The organism is Streptomyces sp. S.PNR 29 (assembly GCF_030386795.1).
In the GTDB taxonomy this organism is placed as follows: Bacteria; Actinomycetota; Actinomycetes; order Streptomycetales; family Streptomycetaceae; genus Streptomyces.
The window spans coordinates 146,490-160,262 of sequence record NZ_JANUQM010000011.1 but is presented as its reverse complement, the minus strand read 5'-3'; the positions used below and the strand labels follow the sequence as shown (position 1 = coordinate 160,262).

At 68.3% G+C, this 13,773-nt stretch carries 10 protein-coding genes and 2 pseudogenes; 5 read left to right on the top strand and 7 right to left on the bottom strand.

The features are described 5' to 3' along the window. Nucleotides 1-2 precede the first annotated feature (2 nt). Together NW895_RS27905 and NW895_RS27900 are read right to left on the bottom strand one after the other, a co-directional pair. A pseudogene (locus NW895_RS27905) lies at nt 3-251 on the bottom strand (sugar ABC transporter substrate-binding protein); the annotation flags it as partial. A 102-nt stretch (nt 252-353) separates the two neighbouring features. Further along, nucleotides 354-1,400: a LacI family DNA-binding transcriptional regulator gene (locus NW895_RS27900; protein ID WP_289938947.1), complete on the bottom strand. Its 1,047-nt coding sequence runs from the start codon at nt 1,398-1,400 to the stop codon at nt 354-356. A 630-nt stretch (nt 1,401-2,030) separates the two neighbouring features. Here NW895_RS27900 and NW895_RS27895 point away from each other — a divergent pair. Next, entirely contained in the window at nt 2,031-2,216 is a 186-nt protein-coding gene (locus tag NW895_RS27895) for a hypothetical protein (RefSeq protein WP_289939150.1), read from the top strand. After that, nucleotides 2,213-2,344 carry a hypothetical protein gene (locus tag NW895_RS27890; protein WP_289938946.1) on the top strand — a complete coding sequence of 44 codons (132 nt, stop codon included), beginning with the start codon at nt 2,213-2,215 and terminating at the stop codon, nt 2,342-2,344. Before NW895_RS27895 ends, NW895_RS27890 begins: the two co-directional genes overlap by 4 nt. A gap of 171 nt (nt 2,345-2,515) precedes the next feature. On the opposite strand, the gene NW895_RS27885 is transcribed toward NW895_RS27890, so the two are convergent. Both NW895_RS27885 and NW895_RS27880 read right to left on the bottom strand, forming a co-directional pair. Continuing rightward, nucleotides 2,516-3,949, bottom strand: a complete 1,434-nt coding sequence (locus NW895_RS27885; protein WP_289938945.1) for a glycoside hydrolase family 43 protein — start codon at nt 3,947-3,949, stop codon at nt 2,516-2,518. Between the two features lie 229 nt (nt 3,950-4,178). Then, nucleotides 4,179-4,358, bottom strand: coding sequence for a hypothetical protein (locus tag NW895_RS27880; protein ID WP_289938944.1), 180 nt, complete (start codon nt 4,356-4,358; stop codon nt 4,179-4,181). Between the two features lie 386 nt (nt 4,359-4,744). Here NW895_RS27880 and NW895_RS27875 point away from each other — a divergent pair, with 386 nt between their 5' ends. From NW895_RS27875 to NW895_RS27865, 3 genes and pseudogenes are all read left to right on the top strand, one after another. Continuing rightward, complete coding sequence (locus NW895_RS27875) at nt 4,745-6,352, top strand: alpha-L-fucosidase (RefSeq protein WP_354670116.1); 1,608 nt, start codon at nt 4,745-4,747, stop codon at nt 6,350-6,352. After that, a pseudogene (locus tag NW895_RS27870) lies at nt 6,322-6,525 on the top strand (discoidin domain-containing protein); the annotation flags it as partial. The gene NW895_RS27875 and the pseudogene NW895_RS27870, both read left to right, overlap by 31 nt. A 144-nt stretch (nt 6,526-6,669) precedes the next feature. Then, on the top strand, nt 6,670-7,050 hold the full coding sequence (locus tag NW895_RS27865) for an RICIN domain-containing protein (protein ID WP_289939137.1): 381 nt from the start codon (nt 6,670-6,672) through the stop codon (nt 7,048-7,050). 206 nt (nt 7,051-7,256) lie between these two features. On the opposite strand, the gene NW895_RS27860 is transcribed toward NW895_RS27865, so the two are convergent. From NW895_RS27860 to NW895_RS27850, 3 genes are all read right to left on the bottom strand, one after another. Further along, a complete protein-coding gene (locus NW895_RS27860; RefSeq protein WP_289938943.1) occupies nt 7,257-8,033 on the bottom strand; it encodes an LAETG motif-containing sortase-dependent surface protein in 777 nt (258 codons plus the stop codon). Between the two features lie 360 nt (nt 8,034-8,393). Then, nucleotides 8,394-11,096, bottom strand: a complete 2,703-nt coding sequence (locus NW895_RS27855) for an RICIN domain-containing protein (protein ID WP_289938942.1) — start codon at nt 11,094-11,096, stop codon at nt 8,394-8,396. Between the two features lie 280 nt (nt 11,097-11,376). Further along, entirely contained in the window at nt 11,377-13,716 is a 2,340-nt protein-coding gene (locus NW895_RS27850; protein ID WP_289938940.1) for an alpha-L-fucosidase, read from the bottom strand. Between the last annotated feature and the right edge of the window lie 57 nt (nt 13,717-13,773).

The window sequence follows — 13,773 nt, the reverse complement described above, 5'->3', positions numbered from 1 at the left end:
GCGTTGGTGTCGAAGCCGGTCCGCTTGATCTTCACGCCGGCCTCGGCACCGCAGTCGTCCAGCAGCTTCACCCAGGCCGAGCTCTTGTCGAACTGCGGGTACGGGTCCCAGACGGTGAAGGTGCCGCTGTCGGCGGTCTTCGTGCTCGCACCGTCCGAACCGGACGAGCAGGCGGTGACACCGCCGGAGACGGAAACGGCGACGACGGTCAGGATCGCGGCGGTCGGACGCCGTCTGGTGGATCTGCTCATTGCGGTTCCTCTTGAGGTTTTCGGCATGGAGGTGCCGCAGGAAGGGCGGCGGAGAGGTTCGAGGTGGGTGCGGCTATGAACGGAACGGGGAGGAAGAGATCGTCAGATACCGGAGCCAGGGCGAGGTTCTGCGGAAGGCGGGGCGCCTGCGGGGCCGGTGCTGGCCCGTAGCGAGATCGGCGGTGCGAGCAGGTGGTGCCGGGGCGGCGCGTCGGGGTGGTCGAGCCGCTCGACGAGCAGGTCGACGGCGCGCCGGCCCATCTCCTCCGCCGGTACGTCCGCCGCGGTGAGCTGCGGGGTCACCGTCTGAGCCCACCGGGACGCCACGACTCCGGTGACGGAGAAGTCGCGCGGCACATGACGGCCCGCGTGGGCGAGCCCCCGGTACAGGCCGCCCAGGGCGGCCTCGTTGAGCGTGACCAGGGCCGTGGTGGCCGGGTCGTCGTGCAGGATCTGTTCCACACAGGCCTGGCCCGAGGCGGCGTCGTCCCCGCAGCAGTACGTCCGCACGGTCAGCCCGCGCTCGGCGGCGGCCTTGGTGAAGCCGTCCAAGCCGCGGTGCGCGGACTCGTAGCCGGCCCGCAGGAGCTGTTCGGGCCGGTTGACGAAGGCGACCCGGCGGTGGCCGAGGTCCGCGAGGTGGTGGACGCAGGCCGCGGCCAGCGCGGTGTGGTCCAGGCCCACCCACCAGCCGCTCTCCGGATGCCCGGTGCGGCCGATGGCGACGGAGGGGAAGTCCAGGGCGGCCAGGTGCTCGACCCGGTCGTCCTCCAGCCTGATCTCCATCAGGATCGCCCCGTCCACCCGCCGCTCCCCCAGCAGCCGCTGGAACGAACGGTCGCTGTCCACGCCGCTCGGGGAGAGCAGCACGTCGTAGTCGAAGGCCGCGGCGGCCTCCACGACACTGCCGATGAAGTCCAGCTGCATCCCGGTGTAGTGGTTGCCAGCCGGCGGAAAGACCAGCCCGATGGTGCTGGTCCGCCCGTTGGCAAGGGCGCGGGCACTGGCGCTGGGCCGGTAGCCCAGCTCGTCGACGACCTGCTGGATCTTCCGGCGCGTCTCCTCCGACACCGGACGCTTGCCGCTCAGCGCGTACGACACGGTACTCCGCGAGACACCGGCCCGCCGGGCGATCTCACCGATGTTCACGGCGACTCCTTTGTCGAGTTGGTTCAATTCCATCGAACCGGTTCGCGTGATGGGAAGGTAAGAGCTGACCGTGCGAGTGTCAATCCCTTGGGCACACTTCTGTAACAGACCAGAAACCGGCAGGTGGTGAAAGGTCATGCGGTGAGCAGCACCGCACTGATGCATGGGCGGGAGCGTGCGGCGAACCGGTTCGACACGTGTCGACAGTCGGTGCGGACGCGGCAATGTGGTGATCGCGGGACCGCTGCCCGCGACAAGTGCATCGATCTTCCAAAGGCCAGGGCGCCGGAGGACGTCTCCCCGAGCAGCCGGCGCCGGCTCCGGGAGGAGGCGGTGATGGCGGGGAGGGCCAAGGCGTCGGGCCTGTATGTGCTGAGATCCGCAGCAGGGAGGGCCCCGCCTGCGCCGGAGGACGCGTACCCGCGAATGCCCTGTAGGCGGTGGCGACTGCTTGGCAGGTGGTGTGGGACTGCATCCGTCCTGCCGACGATGCGTCGGTGGGCGGCGACTTTCGCGGGGCCGCGGGTGCCCAACTCGGGCGACGGTTGCACTGCTTCGGTGGACGGGCCGGCCGTGGGGATCGAGGAGGGAGCCGCTACGGACGCTGGTACGCGAGGAGCTCACCGAGCGGTGGTCACCGCAGCAGAGGCCCCGTTCTCCGGTCTCCTCGGACGCCGCGAAGCCAAGCTCCGCACCGGACGCAACCGGCATTCGGAGGGCGACCTCATCGTCGGCCGGGGACAGAGTTCGGCGATCGGCACCCTGGGCGAGTGCCCCACCCGCTACGTCCGCCTGATCCACTTGCGGGACGGATGAAAGCGCCGCACGTGCGCAACCTGTCGGTCACGCAGACAGCCCAGATCCCGCCCCCAGCTCAGGAAGACGCTCCCAAGGGCACCGGCCTGTCCGGACACACCGCCCGGGACTTCCGCGAGGTCGCCTGACAACTCAACGGTCGACCCCGCGTCGCGCTCGGAGACAAGACCCCCGTCGAAGCCATGCGGGAAGAATCCCTCACAGGCCCGTTGGCCAGGTTGTGCGCAACCACTGCCGGGGTTCGCGCTCCCGCCGAGCGGACGGTGAGCGCGAGACCGCCGGCATCCCTGTCGGTGGGGTCAGCTCGTCACGCGGAAGGTGGCGTCGCTGCGTCCCGTAGCCGTGGTGATCGGGTCCAGCCGCAGTTCGTACGCGTAGTGGCGAATGTAGCGGTCGGGGTGGTTGTACGACTGGAACGACGACCAGGTCGAGTCGGCGAGCCCGGCGACCCGACGGAAGGTGGCGTCCGCGGCGAACTGGCTGCTGCCGTCGTTGTACACCAGCTGGAAGTCGTAGTTGGAGTGCCGCAGGAAGTACCCGGGGAAGTTCACCGACTCGAAGGAGACGGTGCCCGAGCCCGTCAGACCGGGCCTCAGCCGGAAGCGGGAGTCGTCGACGGGGCTGACGTTCGGGTCGATGCGCACGTCGAAGTTGGCGTGCCGCACGTACCGGTCCTGGAAGTTGTACGACTGCAGCCGGTTGACCGCGGTGTTGGGCCAGCGTGCGAGGACGCGGCTCTCCTCAGCGGCCGTCAGGTTCAGGATCCAGCCGTGGCGCTTCTTCGTGCCGCCCATGTTGTAGCTGGTCGACGCCGGCTTCTGGTACGCGGCAGGGTTGGACGGGTCGGTCGTCAGGACCGGCATGTAGCCGCCTCCTGAGGCGTACTGGTCGAGGTAGAGTGCCCACTTGCCGGTGCCGTTGAACTTCATCCACATCGGGCCTTCGACCTGGGATCCGGTAAGGCCGATGCCGGAGAGGTTGCCGAGGTTCGTCCACGTGCCGAGGATCGAGTTGCTGCCTTCGAGGGTTATCTGCCCATCGCCGGAGGCCCGTACGTACCGGTAGGAGCCGACGCCGGCCGGCACCTCGACGATCTGGGTGTCGATGATGTTCTGGGTGCCGGGACGGTCGATGTAGACCTGTGGAGTGGTGATCGTGCGGAAGTCGCTGGTGCGGGCGTAGTAGATACGGTGCTTCAGCACACCGTTCAGCGTCGCGTTCGTCGCCCAGTACAGGACGTAGTCGTTGGTCTCGGGGTCCCAGATCGCCTCTGGAGCCCAGGCGTTGCGGCCGTCGGGTATCGCGCCGGCGACGTTGAGCAGCCACGGCTGCGACCAGGTGACCAGGTCCGTCGACTCCCACACCACGAGGTTGCGGCTGGCGTTGTTCACGGCGCTGTCCCAGTTCTGCCCGCAGCCGATGCACAGGTCGGTGGCGACAATCCAGTACTTGCTGCCGTCGGGGGACTTCACGAATGCGGGATCACGCACCCCCTTCGTGCCGACCGTGGAGCGCAGGACCATGCCCCCGCCGTTGAGGTCGTTCCAGTGCAGGCCGTCCGTGCTGTGCGAGAGGTACATCTGCTGACCGGTCGACCCGTCCCCGGTGAAGTGCACCATCAGGTAGCCGGGGTCTGCGGCGGCGGCCGACTGGGGGGTGATCAGGGCTTGACCTGAGAAGAGGAGGCACGCGACGAGCAATATCGCCGCCAGCCGTGCGCGGAGCGCGGACATGTACGTCTCCTGTCGTTGTGCTCATGCCACCGTCCGGTGAGAGGGCGCGGTGGGATGGCATGGGCAGCAGGGTGTGAGTGCTGAGGGGACGGGCGCGGCTATCGGGCGACTTCTCTCTTGGCCCAGGGACAGGGGGCCTGCGGAGGGTCGACACCAGCGCCGGTTCGTCCGAAATAGCGAACGCCGTTCGTAAAGTCGGCCAAAGTTAAGTGGGAGGGAGAGGGAGCCGTCAATACCCTTGACGTCCGCGGGTCGCGGCGCCCACGGGGCGGTTGCGCTCGGCGAGCGCAGTGACGCGACCCGTCAACGCGACCTGCTTGATACAGCTGACGCGACCTTGCTGGCGCTTCCTGGCGTCACTGCCGCTGCCGCCGATCGCGTCGGCCTCCACCTGGTCACGGATGCCCAACGAGCGACTCCACCTGTCGTCGACGCGGCTCTGCACTCCGTCGGTATCGGTGGTCCGTGGAACTGGATTCACCTGGACGACGCCGCCGTCCTTGGCCAGGCACCCACCGATAGATACATCCCATGTCCAAAGATCACTATCGCTGGCAGCACCCATAGAGCCATCCAATACGGAGCATATTCGTCACATCCCTGGACAGTAGTCGTTTGAGGGTCTACAAAATCATCCCATGTCCCCACTCTCGTGTGGCGCGCCACGAGGCGCTGACCGGGACTTCCACACCCCCACCTTCTGAGGCTGCGCCTCACCCACGCCCGTGCTGTTCTGTGAACAGTGAGGAGAGAACCTTGCCCCAACCGATCAGTCGCCGCAGAGTGCTGACCGGCATGGCCGCCATGACGGTTGCCGCAGCGGTTTCGCCGACACTCGCGGCCCCCGCGCACGCCGCCACCACCGCCCAGCCGCTGCCCCTTCCCCCGCTGCGGATCCCCAAGTCCGACTTGGACATCGAGCAGCAGTCCGACGAGAAGATCCAGTGGCTCCAGGACGCCAAACTCGGCATGTTCATCCACTGGGGCGTCTACTCCGGCACCGCCAAGGGCGAGTGGTACATGGAGAACGCCGCCGTCCCGCCCGAGACCTACAGGAAGTACTTCACCGACGCGACCGGCGAGCAGTTCACGGCGAGCACCTACAAACCGGCCGACTGGGCCCAATTGGCCAAGGACATGGGCGCGAAGTACACAGTGCTGACGACCCGTCACCACGATGGTTTCGCCCTGTGGCCGTCCGCCCACCCCAACGCCTTCCACGCTGGCCAGGCCCCGATGCAGCGGGACCTCATCGGTGAGTACGTCACCGCCGTACGCGCCGCCGGTCTCAAAGTCGGTCTCTACTACTCCCCGATGAGCTGGCGCTATCCCGGCTACTACGACGTCACGGGCACCAACTGCCTGCCCAACAAATGGGGTTACACCACCGATCCCGCGCACAAGGAGAACGCGCGGATCATGAAGAACGAGGTGTACCAGCAGGTCAAGGAGCTGATGACCCAGTACGGCAAGATCGACGACATCTACTGGGACGGCGGCTGGCTGGGCCAGCGCGGCTCGGACGCGGACGCCGCATTCTTCTGGGAACCCGGCAAGCTCCGCGACAGCACCAACCAGTGGCCGGTGGACGCCGCCTACAGCGAGACCGACTCCGCCACGGGCCGACCCCTCGGCGTGATGGGCCTGGTCCGCAAGCACCAGCCGGACATTGTGGTCAACCCGCGCTCCGGCTGGATGGGCGACTACCTCAGTGAGGAGGGCGGTTCGATCCCCTCCGGGCCCATGCGTACCGGACGCCTGGTGGAGAAGAACTTCACCATCTGCGGTACCTGGGGCTACAAGGCCGGGGCACCCGTGATGAGCTTCGGCACCATCATGAACATCCTGGTCAACTCCTGGGTACGCAACATGACCGTCCTCCTCAACGTCGGTCCCGACCGCACCGGCGTGATCCCCGCCGACCAGGCCGCGGCGGTGCGCAGGGTCGGGTCCTTCCTGTCCACCTGTGGCCAGGCCGTCTACGGCACGCGCGGCGGGCCGTGGGAACCGATGGACGGCCGGTACGGCTTCACGTACAAGGACAACACCTTCTACGTCCATCTGCTGCCCGGCTACAGCGGCACCGGCTTCACCACCCCGTCCATCGGTGACGCGCAGGTCACCCGCGTCTTCGATGTCGCCACGGGTGCCGACCTCTCGTACAGCACCGGCTCGGACGGCACGGTGACGATCAGCGGTATCAACCGCACCCGCATCCCCGAGGACAGCGTCGTCGGCGTCACGCTGGACCGCTCCGTGCAGCCGGCGAACATCGCCGCCGGCAAGACCGCTACAGCCAGCAGCGAGGAGACGTCCAAGGGCAACACACCGCGGCGAAGGCCGTCGACGGCTCCACCGCGACGCGCTGGTGCGCCGGCAACGGCAACACGGGACAGTGGCTGAAGGTGGACCTGGGCTCGACCAGGTCCCTCACCGGCACCCGTATCGCCTGGGAAATGGACAGCAAGAACTACCAGTACAAGATCGAGGGGTCCACTGACAACAGTACCTGGACCACCTTGGCCGACCGGACCGCCACCACGAGCACCGCCCAGGTGCAGGTCGCCCTCTTCCGCGCGAGCGCCCGATACGTCCGGGTGACGGTCACCGGGCTACCCGCCGGGGTGTGGGCGTCGATCCGCAACCTGGAGGTCTTCGACCGGCCCTTCGTCGCGGACCTGGGTAACTTCAAGCTGGTCAACCGCAAGAGCGGCAAGGTGATGGACGTCAGCGACGGCTCGACCGCCGACGGCGGCGCCATCATCCAGTGGCCCTGGAACGGCGGCTCCAACCAGCAGTGGAAGCTGTTGCCGAATATCGATGGCTCTTACCGGCTGTCCAACGTCAAGAGCCACAAGGTGCTGAACAGCCCGGACGGGTCAGCCCAGGGCGCGGCCCTCGACCAGTCGACGGACAGCGGCAGCGACAACCAGTCGTGGAAGCTGGTCCCGTCCTCAGCCAGCGGCTACCACACACTGGTCAACGTGCGCAACGGCTGGTGTGCCGACGTGAAGGACGCGTCCACCGCGGACAAAGCCCCGGTCATCCAGTGGCCGGCCACCGGAGGGCCCAACCAGGACTGGCAGGTCGTGCCCCTCTGACCGTGCCGCGCGGTGATGTTCCGGCTCCCCGCCCCCAGGGGACCGGCCGCGCAGGGGCCGTAGCGACCAGGTACATCGGGTCACTACGGCCCCGTTCGGCGACCAGGCGTCCGGCCCCGGAAGTCACGCCGAGACCGGTCACCTGCCGGTGTTGCACCGCGACGGCGGTCCCGTTCAGCGGAAGGAAGCGAACTGTCGCGCTGCCGTCACGAGCGACGCGTGCGGCGCGTCACGAACAGGACGCCGGCTCCGACGGCGACCACCAGGGCCGCACCGCCCACGACGGGCCCGACCGGCGTGCTGGAGCCGGTCTCCGCCAGGGGCGGCGTGCTGTCACTGGGCGTCGGTGCCGGGGTGGTGGGCGGCGTCGACTCCAGCGGGGGAACGTCCGGGGTCGTGGGCGGCTTCGTCGGCGGCTTGTCGGTGGACGGCGGGGTCGTCTCTCCCGCGGGCGTCGTGGGGGTGGCGGGAGTGCTCGGCGCCGGCTCCGACGGGGTCGGGGTGGGCGACTCCGGCGTCTTCGGGGTGCACGGCTTCTCGCCGCCGTTCCACGCCGCTATCAGGTGGTTCGGCGTGACGACGCCGTCGGGCTCGTACGGCGCGGGGCCGTGCCCCTCACCCGTGCCGCCGTCGTACGTGACGTCGTCGCCGTACAGATCGATCTGGCCGTAGCAGTCGGGCGTCTTCACGCTCAGCTTCTGCCAGGTCCGCCCGGAGTCGTCCGTGCCGGCGACGTCGGCGGCGGTGAGGTAGACCGTGGCCTTGTCGACCAGCGTCTGGCGACCGGAGGAGTACCAGTCCGGCCCTTCCGTGGTGTATTCGGCGAGGGAGACGGGGTACTTGCAGCCGTCCCCGACCGTCTGGCCGGGAGCGAGCCGGACCTCTACGGTGCCGGGTGCGGTCTTCCAGAGGTAGAGCCCGCCCTGCGAGGTCCAGTCGGCACCTACGACGTTCCCGTCGGCACCGACGATGCGGTACTGCACGGTGGCGGACTGGCACCCCTCTGATCCCGTGGCGCTTGCCGGGCCGGCTCCGAGCGCCGGCGGGACGACGGCAGCGCTGAAAGCGGTTACGGCGAGTGCGGACAGACTTCTGAGACGTTGCGAGCGCGACAAGGTGAGCCCTTACTGACATGGGGGTGTGGGAGGCGGCACGGCGCGAACGGCAGGCGCACGCCGGGAATCCTTGGCTGAATGCGCGAACAGACCGGTCGCATCACTTCGCTCGCTTCAACCGCGAGGAAGTGAGCGGACCGTACTCGATCTTCGGAACTCCCGTCAATCTTTCGTGTGTTCACCCCATTGCACTCTGGTCCGCGGCATCCGGAAAGCCCTGTCTGCCCCTCACACGGGGACGATCTGCCACTCCTGGTTGCTGCCGGTGTTGGGTGGCCACTGGATGAGCGGGGTGCCGTCGGCCGTGTTGCCGTTGGAGGCGTCCACGCACATCCCGCTCTTGACGTTGACGAGGCGGTGGTAGCCGCTCGTGGCGGGGACGAGCTTCCACCACTGGTGTGGTCCGGTGGTGTCCGCCGACTGGTCGAGTGCCTGGCCCTGCGTAGTCGACCCGCCGGGGCATTCGAGGAGCTTGCCGCTCTTGACGCACGCCAGACGGAAGGATCCGTCGTGATTGGGCAGGAACCGCCACTGCTGGTTGGTGCCGGTGTTCCACGGCCAGATGATGGCGGGGGCACCGTCGCCGGTGGAGCCGTCCTTGATGTCGAGCACCGTCCCGCTTCTGCGGTTGACCAGGCGGAACGTGCCCGTCAGCAGACCGATGGCGATGGTCGTCCTGGTGCCGGCGGTGAGGGAGACGACGCGTGCGTGGCTGCCGAGCAAGGAGGAGGTGACCGTCGCCGAGGTGCTCACCGACGTCATGCCGCGCCGGCAGACGAGGGTGATGTCCTGGGTGATGTCGGAGGTCACGACGACTGTGGCGGTGCGGCCCGCGGTGTCCCAGACAAGGCTCTCCACGCGGATGCGGTTGCGGCCCCGTACGCCCTTGATGGTGCCCTTCGGGAGTTGGTCGGGAAGCGCGGGGAGGATCTCCAGCATGCCGGGCCGGCTGTAGACCAAGGACTCGGCGAGCATCGCGGGCAGGGCGTGGGCCGCGTCCGCGTTGTAGATCGTCAGGTTGGGGTTGTGCGACGTCATCAGCGACTTGAAGACCATGTTGTTGCCGAGGATCTTCCGTAGGTTCGCGTAGACGCCGGGGCCGTCCTTGAGGCGGGCGCGGGCGAAGGTCCGGTGGATCGCGCCGTGGGCCGCCTGTGTCTCGTCGCCGCGCAGGTCCAGGGCCCTGCGGGCGCGCAGAACGAGGTCGGGCTCGTCCTCCGGGTTGATCTCGTGGAGGGGCCAGGCGCCGTACATGTGCTGCGCGTGGTTGTTGTTGTAGTGGTCGGTGAGGGTGGGCCAGGCCCATTCGGCCAGCGCCCCGTCGCTGTTGACCCGGTGGTCGGGAAGTCTGGCCAGCAGAGCGGTCCAGCGCGCCACACCCTGACCGCTGCCCTGCTCGACACCGAGAGTGTTGGCGGCGTCGATGGCCGCTTGGAGGGCGTGACGGCCTGCGGCGATCTCCCCGGTGGCATTGATCGACAGGTACTGGTTGGTGTTGCCGGGTTTGTTCTCCACGGAGAAGCACGGGACGAAGACGACCTTGCCGTTCGCGTCGGTGCGGGTGAGGAAGTCCTCGTAGAACAGGGCCAGTTCCATCAGGACCGGGGCCAGCTTGGTGCGGTAGAAGGTGCTGTCGCCGGTGACCTGGCAGTACTCCAGCAGCGGGTACAGCAGCCAGTCCGCGCCACCGATCCAGGTCTGCCCCGGGAAACCCCCGTCGAAGTGGAGCATGTGGCCGTCTTCGCCGTCGGTACGGATGGGGGCGAGGAAGCCGCGTGTGCCGTAGATGTTCCTGGCGTTGGTCCTCCAGTCGTCCAGCTGGCCGAGGACGAGGTCGAAGTAGCCCTGCATGGCCTCGGTGAGGTCGAGGATGTTGCCGCCCGCCACCTGGAAGTTGACGTTCGCGTCGGTGGTGAGGTCATCCGCCCAGGAGCCGTTCCAGGTTCCGGTCCAGATGCCGGTCAGGCGCGGTGGCAGGACACCGCTGGAGCTGACGAAGAAGTACCGGCCCGAGTCGTACATCCGCTCCAGCAGTGCGACGTCGATGGCGGAGGTGTTGCTGTTCTGCCGCGCGATGAGCTCGCTGGTGGACAGCTGCCGGTCGGTGGTGGAGACGTTCAGGTCGATGCTGGAGCGGTCGTACATCGCCTGGTGCAGGGGGGCGTGCCGGGCGAGCAAGGTGGCGTAGTCGGCGGTAAGGCCTGCCAGGGCGGTTTGCAGGGGCTGGGTGTTCCAGCCGGTGGGCGTCTCGTACCGGCCCAGCTTGGTGAGCAGCAGCACCTTGGTGGCCTTGGCGACCACGAGGCTCTGCCCGTTGACGGTGACGGAGGAGCCGCTGCCGGTGGCGACGACCCGGGTGACGCCCTCGTATCCGTAGGCGCCGCCGGAGGGGTAGGTGCCGCGCAGGTCGAGGTAGCCGTCGCCGTTGCTGACCGTCGCGGTGGTGGAGAAGGCGACGCTGGTGGGGACGCCGTCGAGTGCGGTGTTGACGCCGATGGTGGTGTCGACGGTACGGCCGGTGGCGGGCAGCAGTTCGTGGACGATGACCTTGTCGGCGCGGGAGACGAAGGCGTGGCGCTTCCAGGTGCCGTTGCTGTCGGTCCAGGTGTGGGTGACCTCGCCGGTGCGGAAGTCGGTGACGCGGGCGAAGTTGTTGACGGTGGTCATGCCCGGGGTGCTCAGCTGCAGTTCGTATCCGGGGTGGTAGGTCTGCGTCCAGCGCAGGCTCCAGCCGGAAGAGAACGTCGTCTGCGCTCCGGCGTAGTCACCGGCGAGTGCCTTGTCCCGCACGGACGCCAGCCGGTCCGCGATCACCGGGGGCGACATGGTGCGGGTGCCGTTGGGCAGGACGAACCGATGGTGGTTGAAGATGACCTTCTCCAGTGGCGGCGCACCGTAGTAGACGGCTCCGTACTCACCGTTGCCGGTCACGAACCCGTCGGTCCACGCCGACGCGGTGGCGGTGTCGTAGATGCCCCGGTCGGGGAGCGTGACCTGGGGGGTACGGCGGCGGCCGCCCTGCCGACGGAGAAACCGGGCATCGCGACGGCACCGGCCGTCAGCGCGGCGGCGGTCAGGAACCCTCTGCGGTCGATCGGCAGGTGGTGAACCCCCAGGGCGCTGATCCTTGGGGGGGGGGGGGGGGGAGGAAGTGATGGAGGCGGGCGTGGTGCCGGACCCCCACGGGCGGCCCGGCACCACGGCCCGTCGTTCAGAGCGCGACGAGCTGCCAGTCCTGGTTGGGGCCGTCGGTGGTGGGCCACTGGATCACGTAGGCGGCGTCGTTGGTCGAGGCGTCCTTGACGTCGGCGCACCATCCGGTGTGGACGTTGACGAGCCGGTAGTAGCCGCTGGTCTTGGAGGGGACCAGCTTCCACCACTGGTTGTCGCCGCCGTCGTCGGCCGACTGGTCGAGGATCGCGCCCTGGGCGGAGCCGTCGGGGCTTTCGAGGACCTTGCCGCTCTTGGCGCTGACCAGCCGGTAGGAGCCGTCCGCGTTCGGCAGCAGCTTCCACTGCTGGTTGGGGCCGCCGGTCCAGGGATACTGGATGATCGAGGCGCCGTCGCTGGTCGAGGCGTCCTTGACGTCCATCACCTTGCCGCTGTTGCGGTTGACCAGCTTGAAGGTGCCGAGGTCCGCGGCGAAGGGACGGTCGTAGACCTCCAGGTTGCGGATGGAGGCCCACACGCCGGTCGGCAGCCCGGTGACCGTGACGCGCACGTACCGCGCCTGCGCCCGGAACTGGGCGACCTGCACCTGGCTGGTGCTGGTCGTGGCGGTACGGTCGGCGAGGAGGGTCCAGGTGGTGTCGTCGGTCGAACCCTCGATCTTGTACTGGTAGTTGGTCTTGTCCAGCTCCCAGGCGATGCGGGTGCCGGTGAGGGAGCGGGTGGAGCCGAGGTCGACCTTCAGCCAGTGGCCGGTGTTGCCGTTGTTCGCGCACCAGCGGGTGGAGGTGGACCCGTCGACGGCCTTGGCGGCGTAGTTGCCCTTGGAGGTCTCCTCGCTGTCGGCGGTGGCGGTCTTGCCGGCGGCGATGTCGGCGGGCTGCACGGAGCGGTCCAGGGTGACGCCGACGACGCTGTCCTGGGGGTGGGTGGTGCGGTCGATGCCGGTGATGGTGACCCGGCCGTCACCGCCGACCGTGTACGGCAGGTTGGTGCCGGCGCGTACGTCGAAGACGCGGGTGACCTGGGCGTCGCCGACCGGCGGAGTGGTGAAGGAGGTTCCGCTGTAGCCGGGCAGCAGGTGAACGTAGAAGGTGTTGTCCTTGTAGGTGAAGCCGTACTGGCCGTCGACGGGGTTCCACGGGCCGCCGCGGGTTCCGTAGACGGACTGGCCGCAGGCGGTCATGAAGGTGCCGATCTGGCGCAGCAGGTTCGCCTGGCCGGAGGAGACGGTGCCGTGCCGGTCCGGGCCGACGTTGACCATCGCGGTCATGTTCCGCACCCAGCAGTTCACCAGGATGTTCATGGCGGTGCCGTAACTCATCACCCTGCCGTCGGAGTTGTAGCCCCAGGAGCTGCCGACGGTGAAGACCTTCTCGACGAGGTTGCCGGTGCGTATCGCCCCGGTGGGTACCCCGGGGCCCTCGTCGTTGATGTAGTCGCCCATCCAGCCGGACCGCAGGTTGGCGACGATGTCGGGCTGGTGCTTGCGCACCATACCCATCAGCCCGAGCGGCTTGCCGCCGGCGTCCGTCTCGCCGTAGGCGGCGTCCACCGGCCACTGGTTGGCGGTGTCCCGGTACTGGCCGGGCTCCCAGAAGAACGCGGCGTCGGCGTCGCTGCCCTTCTCCGCCAGCCAGCCGCCGTCCCACCACAGGTCGTCGATGACGCCGTACTGGGTGACCAGCTCCTTGATCGACTCGTACACCTCGGTCTTCATGACCCGCGCGTTCTCCTTGTGCGCGGGGTCGGTGGTGTAGTTCCACGGGTTGGTCGCGCAGTTGGTGCCGGTGACGTCGTAGTAGCCGGGGTAACGCCAGTTGATCGGCGAGTAGTACAGGCCTACCTTCAGCCCGGCCGCCCGCACCGCCGCCACGTAGTCCTTGACGAAGTCCCGGTTCAGCGGGGCCTGCCCGGAACTCCAGGCGTTGGGATGGTTCAGCGGCCACAGGGCGAAACCGTCGTGGTGACGCGTCGTCAGCGTCACGTACTTCGCCCCGAAGTCCTTGGCCAACTGCGCCCACGCGGTGGGGTCGTAGGCGTCCGCGGTGAACTGCTCGCTGGTGGCGTCGGTGACGTACTTCCGGTAGTCGGAAGGCGTGATCGGGGCGTTGTGCATCCACCACTCGCCCCTGGCCGGGCCGGAGTAGACACCCCAGTGGATGAACATGCCCAGCTTGGCGTCCTGAAGCCACTGGATCTTGGAGTCGGGCTGCTGCTCGATGCCCATGTCGGTCTTCGGGATGCGCAGGGGCGGGAGTGGCAGGGGGTCGGCCGTCGCCGCGTACGCCGGCGTCGCCACCGCGACGGTCCCGACCGTGGCGGCCACCGTCATGGCCGCCATGCCGGCGAGCACCGATCTGCGTGAGATGGATTCCGGCACCGTGGTTCCTCCTGTTTGGTTGTCAAAAGCGAGCGCGGGTCGGGCGCCCTTGAGCCA